The following is a 21,538-nucleotide window of genomic DNA, read 5'->3' on the forward strand; positions in this document are numbered from 1 at the left end:
TATGAAGCTACGCGCAGAAAATATAATGAAGGCCTACCGTGGCCGAAAAGTTGTTAAGGGCATATCCCTAGAAGTAAACCAAGGTGAAATTGTTGGGCTTTTGGGGCCCAACGGAGCGGGTAAAACCACTTCGTTCTATATGATTGTGGGCTTGATAAAACCCAACGGCGGAAATATTTACCTCGACGGCACCAACATTACCAGTTTCCCTATGTACAAAAGGGCACAGCACGGTATCGGTTATTTGGCGCAAGAAGCCTCGGTTTTCCGAAAACTGAGCATAGAGAAAAACATCCTCAGCGTTTTGCAGCTCACCAACTTGAGCAAAAAAGAGCAACACATGAAAATGGAGTCCCTAATTGATGAATTTGGCTTGGGACACATCCGTAAAAACCGTGGAGACTTACTTTCTGGTGGTGAACGCCGACGTACCGAAATTGCTCGTGCATTGGCCACCGACCCTAAATTTATTTTGTTGGATGAGCCTTTTGCCGGGGTAGACCCCGTAGCTGTGGAGGATATTCAGCGCATTGTGGCCCAGTTGAAGAACAAAAATATCGGTATTTTGATCACCGACCACAATGTACAGGAAACCTTGGCCATTACCGAACGCTCTTATCTAATGTTCGAAGGTGGTATTCTAAAAGCTGGGATTCCCGAAGAACTTGCTATGGATGAAATGGTGAGGAAAGTATACTTGGGCCAGAACTTTGAGCTACGGAAAAAGAAATTGGATTTCTAAAGCTACTTTTCCGAAGGCATCAACAAAGAGGCCAAAACATAAAAGAGAATTATCACAGGAATCGCTAAAAAGCGTAGTGTTAACAAGAGCACCAAACTTCCAATGATAAACAAATAACGGATCCCGTTGTCCTTAAAACTCCTGTTCTTAAACTTTAAAGCAAATAGTTTGATGGGCGAGTTCAACAAGTAAGAGCTCAAAAGGGTCAAAACCACCAAAAACCAGGGGTTAAGGATAATGTTGTTCAGCACCTCGTTGTTATGGTACAAGAGAATCATAGGCAGCGAGAGAATCAAAAGTGCATTGGCGGGTGTGGGCAATCCAACAAAAGAAGACACCTGATCTTCGTCCACATTGAATTTGGCCAATCGGTATGCCGAAGCCAGGGTAATTGCAAACCCAACAAAGGGCAACAAAGTAATCTCTGCATCATGGCCTATAAACCCAAGGTTCCATCCACCGCGTTCTGCCATGCTCAACAATTGAAACATAACCACTCCAGGTACCAGGCCACTTGTAATCACATCTGCCAAGGAATCAAGTTGTATCCCAATCTCACTTTGCACATTCAAAGCACGAGCCGCCAATCCATCAAAAAAATCAAAGAAAATCCCGATAAACACAAAAAGTGCGGCCCACTCCAAATGATTGAGTACTGCAAACACTGTGGCAATGCAGCCACTCAATACATTGAGCAAGGTTAAAAAATTGGGAATATAGGACTTCATACAACTAAGATTTCCGTAAAAATAATGGAAAAATTAAACTGTGGGCAAGGTATGGTAGACCGAGTCATTTTTATTCTGATATTTGCTCTGATAAAAATCAGAATGAGACGAAAGCTCCATCTTTTATTTGTTTGCTTCATCATCGGGAAATTCCTCTTTTCCCAAGTTCCCCAACTTAGGGACAATTCAAAAATAAGCCTCCTTACCTGTGCGGCCGGCGACGAACTTTATTCTGCCTTTGGACATAGTGCATTTCGGGTGCAGGACCCCGCCCTGGGCATTGATGTGGTCTATAATTATGGTACTTTCGACTTTAACCAACCTAATTTCTACCTGAATTTCACCAAGGGGAAAATGATTTATTCCCTTTCCCGTAGAAGTTTTGAAGCATTTCTGTACGAATACGAATTGGAGAAAAGATGGGTAAAAGAGCAAATTTTGGACCTTGATCTACAACAACGCAACCAGCTCCTCGCTTTTTTTGAAGAAAACTATCTGCCCGAAAACCGGGATTACCTATACGACCCTTTGCTGAACAACTGTTCCAGCATAACAGGTGATATTTTAAAAAATCACTTTGGTGACGCCATTGTTTTTGATGACTCCCATTTAGGGAAAAGATATACTTTCCGACAATTGGTGCGTCAGTTTTTGGATGTGAATACCTGGTCCATGTTTGGTATTGATTTGGCCTTTGGGTCGCCCGTAGATAGAAAGGCCACCGTACAAGAGCACATGTTTTTGCCCTACTACGCCATGGAGCAGTTTCGAAACACCACTTTAAACGGAAAACCATTGGTAAAGCGAGAACGCACAGTTTTGGATTACAATGAACACATCCCAAAAGGCTTTTTCCCGCTCTCCCCGTTGTTTTGGTTTATTTTACTGATGGCGTTTACCGGTATCATCACCTATTTTGATTACAAGTACAAAGCAAGAAGCAGTTGGTTTGACTTTTCCCTATTGTTCATAACTGGATTTGCAGGAACGTTCTTATTCCTACTTTGGGTAGCGGCAGATCATACCTCTACCCCATACAATTTCAACATTTTATGGGCATTACCCGTAAATATGATAGTTGCCTTTGTTGTAGTGTTTCAAGATAAAGTACCAAAATGGGCACCAAAATATTTATGGTCCGCCCTAGGGCTAATGGTCATCATGCTTTTGCTGTGGATAATTAAAGTACAGATTTTTTCTCCTGTGCTTATTCCGTTACTTTTGACCCTGGCCATCCGATACCTGTACATGATCAAGTATTCCAAATTATAAAGTTGGCCCACAAACAATACCCATGAACTTATTAACGGTCGAAAACATATCAAAATCGTATGGTGAGCTGGTGCTCTTCTCCGATATTTCTTTTGGAATCAATAAGGACCAAAAGATTGCTCTTATTGCCAAAAATGGAAGCGGGAAAACCTCAATCCTTAATATAATGTCCGGAAAGGACAGCTCGGAGACTGGCCAAGTAACTACACGAAAGGGTATAAAAATTTCATTTTTGGAGCAGGAACCCAATTTGAATCCAAACCTGACCATTGAAGAGACCATTTTTGCTACCGATAATGAAATCTTAAGGGTTATTGCCACTTACGAAAAGGCCGTGGAGAACCCAGATGATACCGAACAATACCAAAAAGCCTTCGAGGCCATGGAGCGACATAATGCCTGGGATTTTGAAACGCAATACAAACAAATCCTTTTTCAGTTACAGCTTTCCAAACTCGATGCCAAGGTAAGTACGCTTTCTGGGGGGCAAAAAAAACGCTTGGCCTTGGCCAATGCCCTACTCAACAAACCCGATTTGTTGATTCTGGATGAGCCCACCAACCATTTGGACCTTGAAATGATCGAATGGCTGGAAGCCTATTTTGCCAAGGAAAGCATCACTTTGTTTATGGTGACGCACGACCGCTATTTTTTGGACAGGGTGTGCAACGAAATTTTGGAACTGGACAACAACCAACTCTACACCTACAAGGGCAATTACTCCTATTATTTAAGCGAAAAAGAAGCCCGAATGGAACGTGAGGCCGTTGAACAGCAAAAATCCAAAATGCTGTACAAAAAGGAACTGGATTGGATGCGGAGACAACCCAAGGCCCGTACCACAAAATCCAAATCCCGTATTGATGATTTTGCCGAAATAAAAGCACGTGCCCACCAACGTCGCCAAGAGCACGAGGTGCAATTGGAACTGAACATGGAACGCTTGGGAAGCAAGATTTTGGAATTGCACAATGTTTCAAAATCCTATGGGGATAAAACCATATTGGATAAGTTCGATTACAACTTCACCAAAGGTGAACGAATCGGAATCATCGGAAAAAACGGAACAGGGAAATCCACTTTTTTGAATATCCTCACACAACAGGAAGATATTGAAGGAGGAAAAGTGGTGATTGGCGATACCGTAAAATTCGGGTACTACACCCAAAAGGGAATTCCTGTCAAGGAGGGCCAAAAAGTAATTGATGTTATTCGAGAGTACGGAGATTACATTCCATTAAAAAAAGGACGTCAAATTTCTGCGCAACAATTATTGGAGCGTTTTCTTTTTGACCGTAAAAAACAGTATGATTTTGTTGAAAAACTAAGTGGCGGCGAACGGAAACGCTTGTATTTGTGCACCGTACTGATTCAAAATCCAAACTTTTTGATTTTGGATGAGCCCACCAACGATCTGGACATTGTTACCTTGAACGTACTGGAAAGTTTCTTGTTGGATTTTCCAGGATGTTTGATCGTGGTCTCTCACGACCGCTATTTTATGGACAAAATTGTGGACCATTTGTTCGTGTTCAGAGGAGAAGGGGTTGTGGAGGACTTTCCGGGCAACTACTCCGATTACAGGGTTTACGAGAATAGCAAAGTACTTGAGGAAAGGGAAAACAAGACCACTTCTTCAGAAAAAACCGAAAATAATTGGAGGGACACCAGTGGAGGCAAACTTTCCTATGCGGAGCAGAAGGAATACAAGCAACTGGAAAAGGACATCCAAAAACTGGAAGAGAAAAAAGGAGTGCTCCAAAATAAATTTACCGACCCCGAACTGGATGGGGATGAAATTGCCGGCCTGTCCATTGAACTAAAAGAAATTACGGACGCCATTGAGGAAAAAACAGAACGCTGGTTCGAGCTTTCTTCCATTATAGAAGGATAAATTGTCCCCCTTGAGGGGCTTCAGGGGTGTAATCGCAATGATTTTTAAAATACTATCATACCTAAAGTTTCTGGTTAAATCCACCAATCAACACGGGGTCCACTCCCCTTTTGTGTTCAGTTATGTGACCCAATGCCTCTATTCCAAAAAAAGGCTTCACAAGAACAAAAGCATCAATGTGTTACTCAAGACCATTGCTTATTTCAATTTTGATAGTATTTCGGTAAATAATAGATCCTTCAGGGAATTGGTAAAACAAAATTTTCCTGAGGTACAGTTTGATAAAAACACTGTTGACCTCCTTTTTATGAATGAATTGAGTACTTCCAGCTTTGAAAAATTACGTTCCGAAGGAAAATTGCACAACAACAGCCTAATTTTAGTGGATTCAATTTATGTTAGCCATCAAAATTTGGAACAATGGAACCAGTTGATTGCCTTACCAGGGATTACGGTAAGTATTGATATGTATTATTGCGGACTTATTTCCATCAGAAGGGAGCAGGTAAAGGAACATTTCACGATTCGGATTTAAAACGGTAATTTTAGGTTATGGAAAATATAGCATCAGATAACACCATTTGGTATGTATTGGCCGTTTTGGGGCTCATTTATTTAATTATCCTGTTCAGAAACAGAAAAGCAACGAAACGCAGGAAGTCCCGAAGGTTTATGGAAGGTAAAAGACAACACGATAAAAACAAAGAGCAATGAGCAATAATCATTATGCAATTAACAATAACATTCCAAAATCTTATAAACAGCTATTACGGATAATTGTCAATTGATTCTTGAACATTGATAACCAACACCATGAAGATATACACCAAAACAGGGGATAAGGGCACCACAGCACTATTTACAGGGACCCGCGTACCCAAACACCATGTTCGTATAGAAAGTTACGGCACCATAGATGAGCTGAACTCATACTTGGGTCTTTTACGCGGTCAAGAGATGGACGGGCATTCCCAAAAAACGCTGGCCCTGATACAAGAAAAGCTTTTTACGGTAGGTTCCATATTGGCCACCGAGCCCAAAAAGGATAAAAGACTCAAAATTCCGCGGATTAGTTCCGAGGATATCGAACTTTTGGAGCAGGAAATGGACAAAATGAACGAAGATCTTCCGGAAATGACGCATTTTATCCTTCCGGGAGGACACACCACCGTGTCATACTGTCATATCGCCAGAACGGTTTGTCGCCGTGGTGAACGTATGATATCCTATCTGCATGAAAATGAGCCTGTTCCAAACAATGTGCTTTCCTATATCAACCGCCTCTCCGATTATTTGTTTGTATTGGCACGCAAATTGTCAAAAGACTTAAAAGCTCAAGAAGTCAAGTGGATTCCTGAGAAGTTGGACTGACAAAATCGTTTTTTCAACCCAAATGTTTTGTGAACAACAAAATAATTTTTAAATAATCATGTTTTTACTTGGCAGATTGGGTTTTAAAATTATTTTTGCAAAAAATTATAAATCAAACCGTTACTATGTACTGGACGTTAGAACTAGCTTCATATTTAAGTGATGCGCCTTGGCCAGCAACCAAAGACGAACTGATAGATTATGCGATTCGAACAGGAGCGCCGTTGGAAGTTGTAGAAAATTTACAATCGATGGAAGAAGAAGGAGGCGAGATTTACGAATCCATCGAAGAAATTTGGCCGGATTATCCCACCGAAGAGGACTACCTCTGGAATGAGGACGAATATTAAATCCGAAAGAACAAACCCCGTTAAAAAGTCTCATTTGAGGCTTTTTTTTATGTAATTTTGACAGCCTAGCAAAAGTATTCCATCGCAATCCCATCAATGGAACAGCTTTTGACAATCAAAAGAAAAAACATTTCATGAGTTTTATTAATTCCGTACTTAAGGTATTTGTAGGAGATAAATCGGAGAAGGATGTAAAATCGTTACAACCTTTGGTTAACGAGATAAAATCCTTTGAGCAACAACTGGAAGGATTGTCACATGATGAACTAAGACAAAAAACAGCCGTCTTTAAAGCCAGAATAGCCGAAGATTGCAAGGAAATCAACGATAAAATTGCCGAGCTGAAAGAAGAAGTGGAAAATTCCAACGACATTGATCGCAACGAGGAAATCTACTCCGAAATCGATAAGCTCAATGAAGAGGCATACAGTATTTCCGAAAAAACACTCAACGATATCCTCCCCGAAGCATTTGCCGTAGTTAAGGAAACTGCGAAACGATTTGCGGCCAATGAAACGCTTACCGTTACAGCTAGTGAATTCGACAGAGTGCTGTCGGGCGACAAGGATTATGTTTCGTTGGAAGGCGACAAAGCGGTTTGGCAGAACTCATGGGATGCCGCTGGTAAGGAAGTGACCTGGGACATGGTCCACTACGATGTGCAGCTGATCGGTGGTATTGCCCTGCATCAAGGAAAAATTGCCGAAATGCAAACGGGTGAAGGAAAAACCTTGGTGGCCACGCTTCCTCTCTACCTTAATGCTTTGGTAGGAAAAGGTGCCCACTTGGTAACCGTTAACGATTACCTTGCCAAAAGGGATAGCGCTTGGATGGCACCCATATTTGAATTCCATGGCCTTTCCGTGGATTGTATTGACAAGCACAGGCCGAACTCCGATGGAAGAAGGGCTGCTTACAATGCTGATATTACCTACGGTACCAACAACGAGTTCGGTTTTGATTACCTGCGCGACAACATGGCGCATACGCCCGATGATTTGGTACAGCGTCCGCACCACTACGCCATTGTGGATGAGGTGGATTCCGTACTTATTGATGATGCACGTACGCCATTGATCATATCCGGTCCCGTACCCGAAGGTGACCGCCACGAGTTCAACGAGCTCAAACCGCAGGTATCCGACATTGTACAAAAGCAACGTCAGCATTTAACCGGCGTATTGGCAGAGGCCAAAAAGCTGATAAAAGAAGGAAACACCAAAGAAGGAGGTTTCCTATTGCTTCGCGTACACCGCGGGCTGCCAAAAAACAAAGCACTTATCAAGTTTTTGAGTGAAGAAGGCGTTAAGCAATTGCTTCAGAAAACGGAAAACTTCTACATGCAGGACAACAATAGGGAAATGCCCAAAGTGGACGAGGACCTATTGTTCGTGATCGATGAAAAGAACAATCAAATAGAACTTACCGATCGAGGTGTGGAGTATATCTCAACAGACCAGGACAAAGAGTTTTTTGTTATGCCCGATATCGGTAGCGAGATAGCCAAAATTGAGGACCAAGATCTCGAAATTGAAAAAGAAGCCGAGCTCAAGGAAGAACTCTTCAAGGATTTTGCCGTAAAAAGCGAGCGTATCCATACCATGACCCAATTGTTGAAAGCCTACACCCTTTTTGAAAAGGATGTGGAGTATGTGGTAATGGACAACAAAGTAATGATCGTGGATGAGCAGACCGGTCGTATTATGGATGGCCGTAGATACTCGGACGGACTGCACCAAGCCATTGAGGCCAAGGAGAACGTGAAAATCGAGGCGATGACCCAGACTTTTGCGACAGTTACGCTGCAAAATTACTTTAGGATGTACAACAAGCTGTCCGGTATGACAGGGACAGCAGTTACGGAAGCAGGGGAATTCTGGGAGATCTATAAGTTGGATGTAATGGAAATTCCAACCAACAGACCCATCGCCCGTGACGATAGGCATGATTTGATCTACAAGACCAAGCGGGAGAAATACAATGCCATCATTGATGAGGTGACCAAACTTTCACAAGCAGGAAGACCTGTTTTGATAGGTACCACATCCGTTGAAATTTCGGAATTGTTGTCCAAATTATTGAGTGTACGCAAGGTTCCACACAACGTACTGAATGCAAAACTCCATAAAAAAGAGGCGGACATTGTGGCCGAAGCGGGTAAAGGTGGAATTGTGACGATTGCCACCAACATGGCCGGTAGGGGTACCGATATTAAACTTTCCCCGGAAGTTAAGGAAGCTGGCGGTTTGGCCATTATTGGTACGGAACGCCACGATTCCAGACGTGTGGACAGGCAGTTGAGAGGTCGTTCCGGACGTCAGGGAGACCCAGGCAGTTCACAGTTCTATGTTTCTTTGGAAGATAACCTGATGCGTTTGTTCGGGTCGGACCGTGTAGCCAAGATGATGGACCGTATGGGCTTGGAAGATGGTGAGGTCATCCAGCATTCCATGATGACCAAATCCATAGAACGTGCCCAGAAAAAGGTTGAGGAAAACAACTTTGGTATCCGTAAGCGTTTGTTGGAGTATGATGATGTAATGAATGCACAGCGTGAGGTAATCTATAAAAGAAGAAGGCACGCTTTGGAGGGTGAACGCTTAAAGGTGGACATCGCCAACATGATCTACGACACTTGCGAAGCCATTGCGGAGACCAATAAAATGGCCGATGATTACAAGAACTTTGAGTTCGAGCTCATCAAGTACTTCTCGATCACCTCGCCTATTGGCGAAGCGGAGTTCAAGAAAATGAGCTTTCAGCAAATCGCGAACAAAATCAATGATGAAGCCTACGATTTCTATAAACAGAAAATGGAGCGTAGTGCCACCGTTGCCTTCCAGGTCATCAAAAAGGTTTATGAAGACGAGTCCAACAAGTTTGAACGCATTGTAGTTCCTTTTACGGACGGCATCAAATCCTTGAACGTTGTGACCAATCTGGAAAAGGCCTACAACACCAACGGAAAGCAGTTGATCACCGATTTTGAGAAAAACATAACGCTGGCCATTATTGATGATTCCTGGAAAACGCACTTACGCAAAATGGACGAATTGAAACAGTCCGTACAATTGGCCGTTCACGAGCAAAAAGATCCGTTATTGATCTATAAGTTTGAAGCTTTTGAACTTTTCAAGGAAATGATCGACAAAGTAAACCGAGAAGTAATATCCTTCCTTTTCAAAGGAGAATTGCCATCGGAGAACACATCTCAAATCCAAGAAGCCAGAAATGTTCGCAGACCAAAGGAAAAACTTCAGACCACAAAAGAGGAAATTCCGAACAGCGACGAATTGGCAGCGCAAAACAGAGCAGCTGGACAAACGCAAGGACAACGCCCCCAGATAACAGAAACCATTGTGCGGGAAAAACCGAAAATTGGCAGAAACGAAAGGGTTACCATTAAAAATGTAATGTCCGGGGAAAGCAAAACGTTAAAATACAAACAGGCCGAACCATTGATAGACAAAGGAGAATGGGTTCTGGTCAACGACTAGAAAAACTCAAATAAAGCTTTTAAAGGTGGTAGTTATTAAGCTGCCACTTTTTTTATATCAAAAACATGGTTAGATTTACAGCGTAAAACACCCCATTAAGCTACTCTACCACACCGTTTTCAGCTTTTTTGTGGCAGAGGAACATTCACACGCAGCATATGAAAATTCCTAGGAAGGATACATATAGGTTACAAGACAAGATTGATTTGATACTTAAGGTAAATTACAATTCATCCTTCTTTGCTGCCGTTTTCGGATTGTTGTGTTTTTTCTTTTTGGATATAAGAGGAATCATACCCTACACCTTTTTGGGTTATGCCTTCATCAATTTACTGAACACCCTTTTGTACAAACAGCATAAGAATTTGGTGCTTACCTATAACTCCACTTCTATTCTTTCTATGCTGGGGGCGCTCATTATCACAATTTACAGTGGAGGAATCGAAAGTCCCTTTATTTTTGTTTTGGCGATAATTGTTTTTGCGGGCTATGTCACTACCAAAGTTTTTGGTCAACTCTATCTAATCCTTAATTTAGCGGTACTCACCCTTTTGTTCCTCTACGATACAGGGGATTTTAAGATTTCGGAAAATACCGTTCCTGTGGAAGCGAGGGATTGGTTCGCTTATTTGAGTGCTATGTTTGCCGTATATCTATTGGGTGGAGTTTTTGGTAAAAACCTCTTGAGAGCACACCATAAACTGTACAAATCCCGAAACGAAATCCAAGAGCGCATCGAGGAAAAAGAAACATTGTTAAAGGAGGTCCACCATCGAGTAAAAAACAACCTGCAAACGGTTTCCAGTCTTCTGAGCCTGCAATCCAGGGCAATAGATGACAGTAAAATCAGCAGTATCATAAAAAGCAGCCAAAACCGTGTGGTATCCATGGCCATGGTCCATGAGATGCTTTATAAACGAGATGACTATCTTTCCAAAATAGAATTGGAACCCTATGTAAGGGAACTTTGTGATTATTTGGTAAGGTCGGTAAAAGGAAGCAACCGAAATGTAAAGGTTGCCTTGGACATATCGGATTACAAACTGAGCATTGATACGGTAATCCCTTTGGGATTAATCATTAACGAAACCATTACCAATGCCTTAAAATACGGCATCACAGAGGGAAATGATGGAGAAATCCATGTCTCCGTCCAAAAAATGGAGAATAACCGCTACAAAATGTATCTAGGTGATAATGGAGTTGGCTATTCGGAAGAAATCAATCCTAAAACATCCAATTCCTTAGGATTAAAACTTATTTACAATCTAGCACGCCAACTTAGGGGCTCCATCAGTAGGGATTACTCCAAAAAAGGAACGCACTACACTATTGAGTTTGAAGAGGTGATAGAACAGTTCAACTCTGTGGATTAAAGTTTTTACAAAAGAAAAGGCCGGTTTAAAACCGACCTTACCAATACTTATTTTGATATAAACTTAAACTTCTATAAATTTTCTTTCCCTGAAGGAAAAGGCTATGCTTGCCAAAACAAAGGCAACGCTCAAAAACACCGTAAAGGGTATTAAAATATCCAATATCATGATTATGCCAATTTAGCCCTGTTCATTTTGGTTTTGAATGAAAGCTCCTTTTTGATTCGAGAGTTCTTAAATTTGTACAATCTCACCATTTTTCTATCCTTTCTAATAGTGTTGTTGATTGTTACATCCAACTCAACTCCTACTGTAAGGGCATCCACTTTGGCCTCTTTGGAAATATCTTGGGCAGAAGCCATAGTTCCTAAAAAAGTTACTGCGATGATGGTGAAAATTGTCTTCATTGTTCTGTTTGTTTTGTGATGTAAAATTACTTTCAAGCACAAGCTCAACTCGATTTCCATCGCTCAACAACCCGTTTTTTTCGGTGAATATTTTTTTTTCGGATGAAGTGTTTTTTATCTTCGACGAACGTTTTTACCCCTAAAAACAGCACACCGAACGCATGTGCATTTTATCGATAAACCCGCAGCACCAAACCCTTACAGAACATTGTGGTATATTTTCTTTTCTTTGTAGGAAAATACAATCAATAAAAATGATTAACATTTTTTAACGGCCGGCCAAGTAATTGTTGGTACCTTATTGCAACTAAACAAGAAACTAAAATGAAAATCGTGAGAACTCCATTTTTAATGCTGCTATTATTGGCATCCATAAGTTGCCAGCCCAAAAACAAATCGGGCAAACAAGAAGTTGCCCAAAAAGAATCCGACCCTCATTTGGAGACCAAATTGATTTCAGGACAACTTCAGAAATACGAGACCGCCTATTTTGCCAGTGGATGTTTCTGGTGCGTGGAAGCCATTTTCGAAAGTGTTAAGGGAGTCAAGGAAGTGTATTCAGGGTATTCTGGCGGTTCTGAGAAAAACCCGACCTACGAGCAGGTTTCTTATGGTAGAACCCATCATGCGGAGGCGGTAGAAGTATATTATGACCCAGAAGTAATCTCTTTCACACAGTTGGTCCAAGTGTTTTTTGGTTCTCACGACCCAACCACCCTAAACAGGCAAGGACCTGACCGTGGCGCACAATACCGTTCCATCGCATTTTATAAAAACGATAGGGAAAAAAAGATTATTCAAGACTATATTGACAAGCTGGAAACCGAAAATATTTATGGCAATCGCCCTATTGTAACAGAAGTGGAACCTTTTGAAAAGTTTTACAAAGCGGAAGAATACCATCAGGATTATGAAAAACGAAATCCAAATAACAGTTATATCAGAAACGTATCAATCCCAAGATTGAATCGTTTTAAAAAGAATTTTGAGTCCTACCTAAAAGAAGATGCCCACTAAAATTGGAAGGTAGGTTGTGGCCGTGAAGAAACAATGGCCTGAAGTAAGTTCGAGGTGGTTCCTTGGGACATATCGAACAAGATCAGTTCTTAAGAACCACCTCGCTGTATTTGGAGTTGATCTTGATGGTTTTCCCATCGTTTTTATTGATATGATATCCTGTATGGACATTGGCGCCATTTTTTTGCGTAGATGTCAATTGTAAAGTTTTTGGATATTGGAATCCGGATGTTGTCTCGCTAACGGAGATTGTATAAGGCGTTTCGGGCAGTTTACAGTCCAATTCCCCATTTTCCATGGAAATATCAATGGTGCTGAAACCATCGGAAACTTCATCAATACTAAGTACACCAAAGTTATTGGTTACCGTTGCCCTGTTCGCAATTCTACCAATCACCACGTTGGACGATACCGAGTTCAATTTTAGTTCCTTTACCTCTTTTAAATTGACCTTATCGGAGTAATCCGTACTAAGGCTGCCGTAATTCCAGTTCTGTACCACTACAGGCGAGTACGACACCCGAATATCCGTTTTGGCACCATCAATGGTAGAGGCAAGCAAGCTTGCGTAGGACAAGCTTGCATTGATGTTTTTGGTGTTTTCGGCCAGTTTTACCTCACCATGCCTCACGTCCAAGTTCAATTTAATGTACTTGGGCATTTTAATAACGATTCGTTTTTTGACCTTGTACTCTTTATGTTTCCCATCGGAAGAGAAATAGAACACATTGGGACTGCCGTGGATGGTTCTTGCATCTTCGCGAAGTTGTTTTCTAAGCTCGGTCTGCCCCTCTCTTAATTCAGCTTGCTGGGCTCGGAGCTCTTCACGTTGCTGTCTGAGCTGTTCGTGCATCTCCTCACGCACCTTTTCACGCTCTTCTCTGAGCTTATCCCTTTCTTCCTTCATCTCCTCTCTTCTGGCTTCTCGCTCTTCTGCCATCTCCTCCATACGTTTGCCCCATTCTTCAAAACGGGCTATGTATTCCTTATCAAAAGTTTTGTCGAACTCTTTTTTCCACTCCTTCATGTATTTGTCCCCATCTTTTTTGTAGGCATCGTAATCAAACTCAATGGGTGGCATGGGAGGCATCGGTGGCATGGACGGCATTACGTTTATTTCCGGGATGGTGAACTCAGGAAGTTCCGGAATCTCCACATTCGCAATAATCTCGGCAACTGATGGCATCTCGGGGATGTCAATATTAAACCCTTCAAAATCGAACACATAATTGGGTCCGGCACCTTCGGTACTTACCTCAATTTCTTTGCTATTGCCCATAATTTTGACCAAATCCCGCTCAAAATAAGCATCGGCCTCCTCTTTGTCGACACCCTCTAGTTCGATTACCGCCGTAATTTCCACTTGATCTTTGTCCCATGTCTCAAATTGAATATCGGCATAACTAGTGTTGATGTTAAGTTCAGTGTCCTTATTGACATTGAAACTTTCCTTGTAAGTTTTGGATTTCTCCTGCGCTTGCCCGGTAAACCCGACCAAGGCAAGGAGCAATCCACTAAACAATATTTGATGATTCCTGTTCATTTTTTGATGATTTTAATTGATTCAACTTTGTTTTTAACTTTTGCAACAACTGCAGCCTTAACTGTAAGTTTTTGATGAGTGCGTTTATGGTTTGGTCATTGGGGCCCAATTCGTTCAGCTCTTGATTTAGCCTGTGGTATTCCTTGTTCAACTCGGCCAATCGCTCCATATAGCTGTCCATAAGTTCCTTGTTCTGGGGATCAACATCCAAATCCGATAGCTGTAAATTGATATTTGTAGTGTAATAGGTTTCAATCTTTTTTAAGTCCGGTGATAAATCGCCCAGTGACACACCCTGGTCACCATCATTTGAATTATTGCGATCAACAACCGTTACTTGCCCTTCTGGCACATCAATGGAGCCAATGTTGTTAAAATAATAAATGGATAAGCCAAGCACCACAACTACGGAAGCCGCTATCTGCATCCAAAGGGAGAACACCTTTTTCTTTGGAGGGTTATTGGGCAGTTCCTTTTCCAGTTTGGCAAAAAACCGGTCCTCATGCCCATCCTCCATGGTAAAGCGTTTCTGCTCCCTTTCTTTCTCAAACAATTTTCTAAGGTCACGTGCCATAGGCCAAATCTTTTAATTTTTCTTTCAATTGTGCTTTTCCTCTTAACAATCGGGTTCTGGATGCTGTTTCTGTAATGTTCAAAATTTCAGCGATTTCCGAATGATCGTATCCCTCTACCAAGAACAATTGCACTACATATTTATATTTTTGTGGCAGTTCCTCAATGACTTCTTTCACTTGTTCAATGGAAATTCCTTCTTCCACGGACCAATCATCCTCTTCTGCCATTTGCAAGTAATCTTCGTTCAACTCCACCGTACGTTGGTGTTTCGATTTTAAAAAGTCGATACTGCCGTTCACCACAATTCTTTTTAACCAAGCCCCGAACGTTACATCCCCCTTAAATTGCCCAATACGCTGAAAAGCCTTTATAAACGAGTCCTGTAATATATCCTCTGCATCTTCAGCATTTTTGACAAATCGCATGGCCACACAAAACATACCATCGCAATACTGACGGTACAGTTTCATTTGTGCCTGACGGTCGTTCGCCTTGCACTTATCTACAAGCTCAATATGCAGCGCACTCGGTTCTATGTTTGGTTTTTTAGTTGTTCCTTAATAAGGACGATGCAAAAAATGCAACGTTGCAAATTAGTTTGTTTTTGGCTCTCTTTTAACAAAAAAAGCCCCGCTGATGGTTTCAGCGGGGCTCATTATTGTTTAAGTTGGGTGTTTTATTCGTCCATCAATAAATTTAAGTGCACGGTAATATTATCGCGTGTAGCCTTGCTATAAGGGCACATTTCGTGAGCTTCCTTAATAATGGTTTCACCCATTTCCTTATCCACCGTGGGCAAATACGTATCCAAGGTTACTTCCAAGAAAAAGCCTTCCTCCTCTTTATTGAATGCCACTATCGCGGTTACATTGAAATCTCCAAGGTCGTCCACACCGTGGCTTTTGGCAACAGCTTCTACCGCACCAGCGTAGCAAGTGGAGTAAGCTGCAGCAAAGAGTTCCTCGGGATTGGTCGATTTTGGATCCGGTTTTCCTTTTGAATTTGGCATGCTTATGTCAAAATCCAAAACGCCATCTTCACTCTTTACATGTCCAGCTCTTCCTCCTGTATTGGTGGCCTTGGCCTCAAAAATAGTTTTCATCTTTTAAATGTTTATAGGTTTGTAAAAATCAGCACCTGCACGGTAACCGATAATTTAACGAATAAGGTACCAATTTGTATGCGGAAGTCCACCTTAACAGATATTAAATTTTTGTGAAATGGATAAGCTGTATTGGTATCATGATTGGCCTAAACCCGTAAAATCTTTATAAATTCGTGATGAATTGATCAATAGCACCTTTGGCAGACAAAAGCAAAACACCCTCGAACACGGTTTCCAAAATCAAGGCACTCAGAAAACAAGAACTCTCTGCCGATGTTTTGGCGCAAGGTATTTTTGACGGCAACAAAGCGATGCTTGCCAAGGCCATTACTTTATTGGAAAGCACAAAACCGGCACATTTTGAAAAAGCCAATGCGGTCATAGAAAAGTGTTTGACCCAGCCCAACAAAAGCATTCGGCTAGGAATAACAGGTGTACCGGGAGTGGGCAAAAGCTCCTTTATCGAAACCTTGGGGAAGATATTGACCGATCAAGGCGATAAAGTGGCCGTTTTGGCCGTAGACCCGACCAGTTCCTTGAGCAAGGGAAGTATTTTGGGCGATAAAACCCGTATGGAAACCCTGGCTAAAGACCCCAATGCCTTTATACGCCCCTCCCCTTCTGGAACATCATTGGGCGGTGTAGCTCGAAAAACCAGAGAGAGCATCATCCTCTGCGAAGCAGCAGGCTATAATGTTATTTTGGTGGAAACCGTGGGCGTAGGCCAAAGTGAGATTGCCGTACACAGTATGGTGGATTTTTTCCTTTTGCTAAAACTATCCGGCGCAGGTGACGAACTCCAAGGTATTAAAAGAGGCATTATGGAAATGGCAGATGCCATAGCCATAAACAAGGCGGATGGCAGTAATTTGGAGCACGCAAAACTTGCCGTTACTGAATTTTCAAGGGCCTTGCACCTATACCCGCCCAAGGCAAATGGTTGGATACCCAAAGTGATGAAATGTTCCGCGCTAGAAAATACCGGCATCGAAGATATCTGGAAAATAGTCCAGCAATTTGTGGAGCATACCAAGGAAAACGGTTTTTTTGAAAAAAATCGGAAGCAACAGAACAAAAACTGGTTCCTTCAGACCGTGGATGAGTACATCAAACAATTTTTCCATCAAAAAGAAACCTTTAAAAAGGAACAAGCAGCTTTATTGACAGCTATTGACGGGAATAAAATTTCACCGTTCTATGCTGCAAAAATCCTATTGGACAAGATTACCAAGGAACTTTAAATAAAAGCAATAAATTTGCACAGATTTTATACTGAATGAGCACCGTCACCGATTCCCTTTTATCCATAGTGGTTCCTTTGTACAACGAGGAGGACAATGTGGTTCTTTTGACCCAAAAAATCAACGAAAGTCTTGAGGGGTACAACTACCAAATTGTGTATGTGGATGACTTTTCCACGGACAAAACCCGAACCAAGGTCAAGGAAATGGACGATAAAAGAGTCCATCTGATTGAACTGAAAAAGAACTATGGTCAAAGTTTGGCCTTGGCCGCCGGGATTGATTATGCCGAAGGTGAATACATCATTACCATGGATGGGGACCTGCAAAACGACCCTTCGGACATTCCACAGATGTTGGAATATGCCATTACCGAAGAATATGATTTGGTAACGGGCATCCGTCAGAAAAGAAAAGACTCCCAAGTCAAAAAAATACCATCAAAAATTGCCAACTTTTTGGTGCGCAGGGTGACTAAACTCGATATTAAAGACAACGGTTGTGCCCTAAAAGTTTTCACCAAGGACATCGCGAAAAGCCTTAATCTGTATGGTGAAATGCACCGTTTTATTACACTTTTGGCACATTTGGAAGGTGCACAGATCAAACAGGTTCCCGTAAAGCACCACGCAAGACACGCTGGGGTTTCCAAATACGGTCTGGAGCGGGTTTTTAAAGTGGTCGCCGATATGATGCTGTTGCTCTTTATCCGAAAATATTTTCAGCGTCCCATCCACCTCTTCGGGATTTTTGGGGTATTGTTGGTTATTTTGGGAGTTTTGATCAATGTGTATTTGTTGATCGTAAAGCTTGGCTTCGGACAGGATATCGGCACCCGACCATTGCTCATATTCGGGATGATGTTCATTGTGGGTGGCATCCAATTGTTTACCATCGGGATTGTGATGGAACTCTTGATCCGTACCTACTACGAATCGCAACAGAAAAGACCGTATCGTATCAAAAAAATCAGCATAGGTGACGGAAAGGCTACGTAAAAAGGGCATCACTGCCCTAAAAATCATCATTAGCGCAGTATTGATCTACTTTATTTTCACCAAAATAGAGTTGAAGGATGTACTCCAGACCCTAAAAAAGAGCCACCCCTTATATTTATTTTTGGCATTGCTGTTTTTTGTGCTGTCCAAAGTTTTAGCTGCCTTTAGGACAAACTTATATTTCCATCAAATCGGAGCTAAGATTTCCCAGTTGAGCAATTTGAAACTTTACCTGTTGGGAATGTTCTACAACCTCTTTTTGCCCGGGGGCATTGGCGGTGATGCCTACAAAGGCTACGTCATCCAAAAAGAATATCAACCAGGTACCAAGAAAGTAGTCTCCAGCTTACTCTTGGACCGTTTAAGCGGTATGCTTTTGCTTTTTGTGTATGCTTGTGTGCTTGCCCTCTTGGCAAAAAATGTATTTTTTCAAAGCTTTTATTGGTTGGTAACTGCGGCCATTCCCTTAAGTGTAATCGCTTTCTGGTTCGTGAACAAAATATTCTTCATCACTACCCTGCCCGTATTTTGGAAATCCCTAGGGTTTTCGGCCTTGGTGCAACTGGCACAATTAATCAGCGTATTATGTATTTTGAAGTCCTTGTCCGTTAGCATGGACACTATTGAATACCTCTTTGTGTTCTTAGTTTCTTCGATTGTCTCCGTGATACCTTTGACCATTGGCGGAATAGGAAGTCGAGAAGTCACTTTTTTGTACGGTGCAGAGTGGTTGGGGCTGGATGCCAGCACTTCCATCGGTATCAGTTTTACCTTCTTTTTGATAACGGCACTCACCTCACTTTTCGGAGTAATCTATCACTTTAAAAAGCCAAGACTGGATTCAGTAGATTAGTTCAAATGCACCAAATGCATTTTGTTCAATTTTTCTTCTCGCGTATCGGGATTCAAGAATTTGATTTGAAGTCGGGTAATCCGGAATTGGTCCACCGTAATTTGATTGTCCCAAACAATTCCTTTTTTCTCTAATTGCTTCAATTCTTTGTCCGTGGCATACACCCAAACATCATTTTTCTCCGCTATTTCCGAGAGCGAACTTATTTGTACGGGTTTCCTGTTATAAAAATCAAACGACCACGAATATTTTTCCGAAATCTTATAAATGCTATCGACGGGAATGTTGTTCTGCTTTACCTGCTCCGCCATGGTGGACCCCCCCTGGTATTCGAGCAGTTTTGGGTAAAAATGGGCATTCATCAAGCCATTTAACAACACCGAACTAAAAATGGCAACACTTACAATTTTTGTGTACGGCGCTTCTTTTTTCAAAATGAAACAAGTCACCAATGCAAGGGCCGTCAGCAAGAACAAATAACTGTACCAACGCACGAATTTAAATACATAAAAACTCACCAAAACGGTAAAGACCGCCACTAGACCCAATATGAAGTATTGGATGCCCAAAATTACCTTGGCCATCCTCAATTTTTCCTTTTGATGCAACATATACAGGAATGCCGCCGATAGGATCGCATACAAAGGCATTAAAATGTTCATGTAGTGCGGCAATTTAAACTGCGCAAAACTGATGAGCAGGAACAAAATGGAAATCCCTCCAACGGTCAAAAACTCCAAGTTGGGCCTGTAGGCGAACTTGGTTTCCCAAAAGATTTTCAGTTTGGTCCAATAACCGATCAATGCGAGAACCGTCCACGGCAGGAACACCCATAAAAAGGTGTGGAAGAAAAAGAAGAAATCACTACTGTTCTTCCCAACCCCTTCACCACTCATGCGTTCAAAACTCTGTTCCCAAAAAATAAAGAAGATACCGCTACGGTTGTCTTTTCCCCTGATTACTTTCTCGGGATGCAAATCAAATTGATGGTAATAGGCGTACAACATCGGGGCAATGGTGGCACCAAACACCAAAATCGCCACCAAAACTTTCCAATTGAGCAATTGCTGCCATTTTCGGGTATAGGTCAAGTGGCACAGTATCGAAATCCCAATCACTACCAAAGCAATCTGACCTTTGGTGGAAAAGGCCATTCCCGCCCCAAAAGCACCCAGAGCGATACTTTTCAAGGTGTTTTGCTCAATATACTTGGCCAATTGCCAAATGGAAAAGATCGTGAATCCGGTCAAAACAGCATCGGTACGCACATCAATATTGGCCAGGACCATGGTTTGGGCCGTCATAAAAATCAATGAGGCAAACCTACCCACGTCCTTATTGTAAAGCAATTTTCCGAGACCGTAGCAACTGTAGGCGCCCAATAAAGTGGACAATATACCGGGAATGCGATATGCCCAATCGTGAATGCCAAATATTTTATAGGAAATGGCGGCCAGCCAATAATGCATATGCGGCTTATCGAGATACTCTTCGGGACCCTTGAACAGGCTTAGAAAATCGTTTTCCTGAACCATTCGCATGGCCATAACTGCAAATTGGGCCGAATCGTTCTCGAGCAGGGTGACGAACATTCCTATGATGTACACCATCACAATCAGCGCAATATAAAACCAGTATCTGGCGGTTGATATCATACCCCTGTTTTTTGGAAAGCAAATATAGCCAACTTGGCCCACAACCATCCGAAAAGCGAACCTACCAAGGCTCCCGAAACCACATCCAAGGGATAGTGTACACCAATGTAAATTCGACTGTAGGCTACAATGCATGCCCAAAGCATCAATACCCAAGCCATGTATTTTACCTTGTTCTTGAACATAACGGCAAAGAAAACAGCTGGGCCAAAGGAGTTGGCCGCGTGGGCTGAAAAATACCCGAATTGCCCGCCACAATAGCTTTTTACCAAGCGCATCAGGCTACTTACTTCGGGTTCGTGGCAAGGTCGCAATCTACCAACGCCGTATTTAAAGAAATTGGACAATTGGTCGGTACAGGTAATCAGCAAAGCGATGGACACCAAAATTATCCCGGTTCCCTTCCAACCAAAAGTTCGATAGGATAAGTAAAGTAGTAACAGATAAAGCGGAGCTGAATTTCTGGTGGTGGTCATAAACATCCAAAAGCCGTCCCAAGTTTCGGTCCCCAATCCGTTGAGGAACAAAAACAATTCTTTATCGTATTGCAGTAACTGTTCGATCATCAATCGTCGTATCTGGAGACTTCCCTATCGTAAAAGGCCGTAGCGGCTTCGATCAAGCTTTCGGCCTCTTCCATTAAATCCGCCTCATCCTCTTTGGAGAATTCTTCCATCCATTCCACTTCATCATTTTCCAGATTGATGATAAAACGTGGGTATTCGGTATGAACGATAAAAATGGCATCGGGATGGTCCGTATTGTCGGCCAATAAAAATTTAGGTAGTTCCATATCTATGAGTTGGGTTCCAAAAATAGAATGTTTTGTTTTCTGTTACTTGCTTAAATATATGATATGTGTTGTTTTTCTTGTCACCCTGAACGCAGTCGAAGGGACTATCGACAACTTCTC

General features: G+C 42.0%; 22 protein-coding genes. 13 read left to right on the plus strand and 9 right to left on the minus strand.

What is annotated here, in order from left to right:
• Window position 1: 1 nt before the first annotated feature.
• The gene (gene lptB / locus AC13CC_RS09850) at window positions 2–742 is read left to right on the plus strand and encodes an LPS export ABC transporter ATP-binding protein (protein ID WP_293168263.1); all 741 of its coding nucleotides are present in this window, start codon (window positions 2–4) and stop codon (window positions 740–742) included.
• A 2-nt stretch (window positions 743–744) separates the two neighbouring features.
• On the opposite strand, the gene AC13CC_RS09855 is transcribed toward lptB, so the two are convergent.
• A complete protein-coding gene (locus AC13CC_RS09855) occupies window positions 745–1,470 on the minus strand; it encodes a CDP-alcohol phosphatidyltransferase family protein (protein ID WP_326277738.1) in 726 nt (241 codons plus the stop codon).
• Between the two features lie 102 nt (window positions 1,471–1,572).
• Between AC13CC_RS09855 and AC13CC_RS09860 the strand changes: the two genes are divergently transcribed.
• From AC13CC_RS09860 to AC13CC_RS09895, 8 genes are all read left to right on the plus strand, one after another.
• Window positions 1,573–2,742 (plus strand): lipoprotein N-acyltransferase Lnb domain-containing protein, encoded by a 1,170-nt coding sequence (locus tag AC13CC_RS09860; RefSeq protein WP_482877564.1) that lies wholly within the window; start codon window positions 1,573–1,575, stop codon window positions 2,740–2,742.
• 22 nt (window positions 2,743–2,764) lie between these two features.
• Window positions 2,765–4,636 carry an ABC-F family ATP-binding cassette domain-containing protein gene (locus AC13CC_RS09865; protein ID WP_326277742.1) on the plus strand — a complete coding sequence of 624 codons (1,872 nt, stop codon included), beginning with the start codon at window positions 2,765–2,767 and terminating at the stop codon, window positions 4,634–4,636.
• A gap of 37 nt (window positions 4,637–4,673) precedes the next feature.
• Window positions 4,674–5,171, plus strand: coding sequence for a hypothetical protein (locus AC13CC_RS09870; protein WP_326277744.1), 498 nt, complete (start codon window positions 4,674–4,676; stop codon window positions 5,169–5,171).
• 17 nt (window positions 5,172–5,188) lie between these two features.
• Window positions 5,189–5,350: a hypothetical protein gene (locus AC13CC_RS09875; protein ID WP_326277746.1), complete on the plus strand. Its 162-nt coding sequence runs from the start codon at window positions 5,189–5,191 to the stop codon at window positions 5,348–5,350.
• Window positions 5,351–5,449: 99 nt separating this feature from the next.
• A complete protein-coding gene (locus AC13CC_RS09880) occupies window positions 5,450–6,007 on the plus strand; it encodes a cob(I)yrinic acid a,c-diamide adenosyltransferase (protein WP_326277748.1) in 558 nt (185 codons plus the stop codon).
• A 125-nt stretch (window positions 6,008–6,132) separates the two neighbouring features.
• The gene (locus tag AC13CC_RS09885; protein WP_013551418.1) at window positions 6,133–6,357 is read left to right on the plus strand and encodes a DUF2795 domain-containing protein; all 225 of its coding nucleotides are present in this window, start codon (window positions 6,133–6,135) and stop codon (window positions 6,355–6,357) included.
• Window positions 6,358–6,491: 134 nt separating this feature from the next.
• Window positions 6,492–9,854, plus strand: a complete 3,363-nt coding sequence (gene secA / locus AC13CC_RS09890) for a preprotein translocase subunit SecA (protein ID WP_326277791.1) — start codon at window positions 6,492–6,494, stop codon at window positions 9,852–9,854.
• Window positions 9,855–10,012: 158 nt separating this feature from the next.
• Complete coding sequence (locus AC13CC_RS09895) at window positions 10,013–11,230, plus strand: sensor histidine kinase (protein WP_326277793.1); 1,218 nt, start codon at window positions 10,013–10,015, stop codon at window positions 11,228–11,230.
• Between the two features lie 170 nt (window positions 11,231–11,400).
• Here the strand turns inward: AC13CC_RS09895 and AC13CC_RS09900 are convergent, their stop codons facing one another.
• Window positions 11,401–11,637, minus strand: a complete 237-nt coding sequence (locus AC13CC_RS09900) for a hypothetical protein (protein ID WP_482877566.1) — start codon at window positions 11,635–11,637, stop codon at window positions 11,401–11,403.
• 324 nt (window positions 11,638–11,961) lie between these two features.
• On the opposite strand from AC13CC_RS09900, the gene msrA reads away from it, so the two are divergent.
• Window positions 11,962–12,654: a peptide-methionine (S)-S-oxide reductase MsrA gene (msrA, locus tag AC13CC_RS09905; protein ID WP_326277797.1), complete on the plus strand. Its 693-nt coding sequence runs from the start codon at window positions 11,962–11,964 to the stop codon at window positions 12,652–12,654.
• Between the two features lie 82 nt (window positions 12,655–12,736).
• Here the strand turns inward: msrA and AC13CC_RS09910 are convergent, their stop codons facing one another.
• From AC13CC_RS09910 to AC13CC_RS09925, 4 genes are all read right to left on the minus strand, one after another.
• Window positions 12,737–14,197: a hypothetical protein gene (locus AC13CC_RS09910; protein ID WP_482877567.1), complete on the minus strand. Its 1,461-nt coding sequence runs from the start codon at window positions 14,195–14,197 to the stop codon at window positions 12,737–12,739.
• The gene (locus AC13CC_RS09915; RefSeq protein WP_482877568.1) at window positions 14,169–14,771 is read right to left on the minus strand and encodes a hypothetical protein; all 603 of its coding nucleotides are present in this window, start codon (window positions 14,769–14,771) and stop codon (window positions 14,169–14,171) included. Before AC13CC_RS09915 ends, AC13CC_RS09910 begins: the two co-directional genes overlap by 29 nt.
• Window positions 14,761–15,243 (minus strand): RNA polymerase sigma factor, encoded by a 483-nt coding sequence (locus AC13CC_RS09920; RefSeq protein WP_482877571.1) that lies wholly within the window; start codon window positions 15,241–15,243, stop codon window positions 14,761–14,763. The genes AC13CC_RS09915 and AC13CC_RS09920 overlap by 11 nt, the downstream gene beginning before the upstream one ends.
• Window positions 15,244–15,449: 206 nt before the next feature.
• Window positions 15,450–15,875, minus strand: a complete 426-nt coding sequence (locus AC13CC_RS09925; protein ID WP_326277805.1) for an Ohr family peroxiredoxin — start codon at window positions 15,873–15,875, stop codon at window positions 15,450–15,452.
• Window positions 15,876–16,075: 200 nt separating this feature from the next.
• Between AC13CC_RS09925 and meaB the strand changes: the two genes are divergently transcribed.
• Genes meaB through AC13CC_RS09940 form a run of 3 tightly spaced genes read left to right on the plus strand, consistent with a single transcriptional unit; the run spans window position 16,076 to window position 18,970 of the window.
• On the plus strand, window positions 16,076–17,119 hold the full coding sequence (meaB, locus tag AC13CC_RS09930) for a methylmalonyl Co-A mutase-associated GTPase MeaB (RefSeq protein ID WP_326277807.1): 1,044 nt from the start codon (window positions 16,076–16,078) through the stop codon (window positions 17,117–17,119).
• A gap of 35 nt (window positions 17,120–17,154) precedes the next feature.
• Window positions 17,155–18,117: a glycosyltransferase family 2 protein gene (locus tag AC13CC_RS09935; RefSeq protein WP_326277809.1), complete on the plus strand. Its 963-nt coding sequence runs from the start codon at window positions 17,155–17,157 to the stop codon at window positions 18,115–18,117.
• Window positions 18,098–18,970 carry a lysylphosphatidylglycerol synthase transmembrane domain-containing protein gene (locus AC13CC_RS09940; RefSeq protein WP_482877573.1) on the plus strand — a complete coding sequence of 291 codons (873 nt, stop codon included), beginning with the start codon at window positions 18,098–18,100 and terminating at the stop codon, window positions 18,968–18,970. Before AC13CC_RS09935 ends, AC13CC_RS09940 begins: the two co-directional genes overlap by 20 nt.
• On the opposite strand, the gene AC13CC_RS09945 is transcribed toward AC13CC_RS09940, so the two are convergent.
• The 3 genes from AC13CC_RS09945 to AC13CC_RS09955 are packed head-to-tail and all read right to left on the minus strand — an operon-like array spanning window position 18,967 to window position 21,418.
• The gene (locus AC13CC_RS09945) at window positions 18,967–20,625 is read right to left on the minus strand and encodes an ArnT family glycosyltransferase (RefSeq protein ID WP_482877575.1); all 1,659 of its coding nucleotides are present in this window, start codon (window positions 20,623–20,625) and stop codon (window positions 18,967–18,969) included. The two genes, AC13CC_RS09940 and AC13CC_RS09945, sit on opposite strands and share 4 nt — an antisense overlap.
• Window positions 20,622–21,191: a phosphatase PAP2 family protein gene (locus tag AC13CC_RS09950; RefSeq protein ID WP_326277815.1), complete on the minus strand. Its 570-nt coding sequence runs from the start codon at window positions 21,189–21,191 to the stop codon at window positions 20,622–20,624. Before AC13CC_RS09950 ends, AC13CC_RS09945 begins: the two co-directional genes overlap by 4 nt.
• Window positions 21,191–21,418, minus strand: coding sequence for a hypothetical protein (locus AC13CC_RS09955; protein WP_293168299.1), 228 nt, complete (start codon window positions 21,416–21,418; stop codon window positions 21,191–21,193). Before AC13CC_RS09955 ends, AC13CC_RS09950 begins: the two co-directional genes overlap by 1 nt.
• Between the last annotated feature and the right edge of the window lie 120 nt (window positions 21,419–21,538).

It is taken from the genome of Flagellimonas sp. L-11, assembly GCF_056857735.1.

Coding starts and splice junctions, on each gene's coding strand:
- AC13CC_RS09920 (WP_482877571.1), bottom strand. CDS start 15,243: ATGAAACTGTACCGTCAGTATTGCGATGGTATGTTTTGTGTGGCCATG.
- AC13CC_RS09865 (WP_326277742.1), top strand. CDS start 2,765: ATGAACTTATTAACGGTCGAAAACATATCAAAATCGTATGGTGAGCTG.
- lptB (WP_293168263.1), top strand. CDS start 2: ATGAAGCTACGCGCAGAAAATATAATGAAGGCCTACCGTGGCCGAAAA.
- AC13CC_RS09925 (WP_326277805.1), bottom strand. CDS start 15,875: ATGAAAACTATTTTTGAGGCCAAGGCCACCAATACAGGAGGAAGAGCT.
- AC13CC_RS09915 (WP_482877568.1), bottom strand. CDS start 14,771: ATGGCACGTGACCTTAGAAAATTGTTTGAGAAAGAAAGGGAGCAGAAA.
- AC13CC_RS09895 (WP_326277793.1), top strand. CDS start 10,013: ATGAAAATTCCTAGGAAGGATACATATAGGTTACAAGACAAGATTGAT.
- AC13CC_RS09935 (WP_326277809.1), top strand. CDS start 17,155: ATGAGCACCGTCACCGATTCCCTTTTATCCATAGTGGTTCCTTTGTAC.
- AC13CC_RS09870 (WP_326277744.1), top strand. CDS start 4,674: ATGATTTTTAAAATACTATCATACCTAAAGTTTCTGGTTAAATCCACC.
- AC13CC_RS09885 (WP_013551418.1), top strand. CDS start 6,133: ATGTACTGGACGTTAGAACTAGCTTCATATTTAAGTGATGCGCCTTGG.
- AC13CC_RS09900 (WP_482877566.1), bottom strand. CDS start 11,637: ATGAAGACAATTTTCACCATCATCGCAGTAACTTTTTTAGGAACTATG.
- AC13CC_RS09950 (WP_326277815.1), bottom strand. CDS start 21,191: ATGATCGAACAGTTACTGCAATACGATAAAGAATTGTTTTTGTTCCTC.
- AC13CC_RS09875 (WP_326277746.1), top strand. CDS start 5,189: ATGGAAAATATAGCATCAGATAACACCATTTGGTATGTATTGGCCGTT.
- msrA (WP_326277797.1), top strand. CDS start 11,962: ATGAAAATCGTGAGAACTCCATTTTTAATGCTGCTATTATTGGCATCC.
- AC13CC_RS09855 (WP_326277738.1), bottom strand. CDS start 1,470: ATGAAGTCCTATATTCCCAATTTTTTAACCTTGCTCAATGTATTGAGT.
- AC13CC_RS09945 (WP_482877575.1), bottom strand. CDS start 20,625: ATGATATCAACCGCCAGATACTGGTTTTATATTGCGCTGATTGTGATG.
- AC13CC_RS09910 (WP_482877567.1), bottom strand. CDS start 14,197: ATGAACAGGAATCATCAAATATTGTTTAGTGGATTGCTCCTTGCCTTG.
- AC13CC_RS09955 (WP_293168299.1), bottom strand. CDS start 21,418: ATGGAACTACCTAAATTTTTATTGGCCGACAATACGGACCATCCCGAT.
- secA (WP_326277791.1), top strand. CDS start 6,492: ATGAGTTTTATTAATTCCGTACTTAAGGTATTTGTAGGAGATAAATCG.
- AC13CC_RS09860 (WP_482877564.1), top strand. CDS start 1,573: ATGAGACGAAAGCTCCATCTTTTATTTGTTTGCTTCATCATCGGGAAA.
- AC13CC_RS09880 (WP_326277748.1), top strand. CDS start 5,450: ATGAAGATATACACCAAAACAGGGGATAAGGGCACCACAGCACTATTT.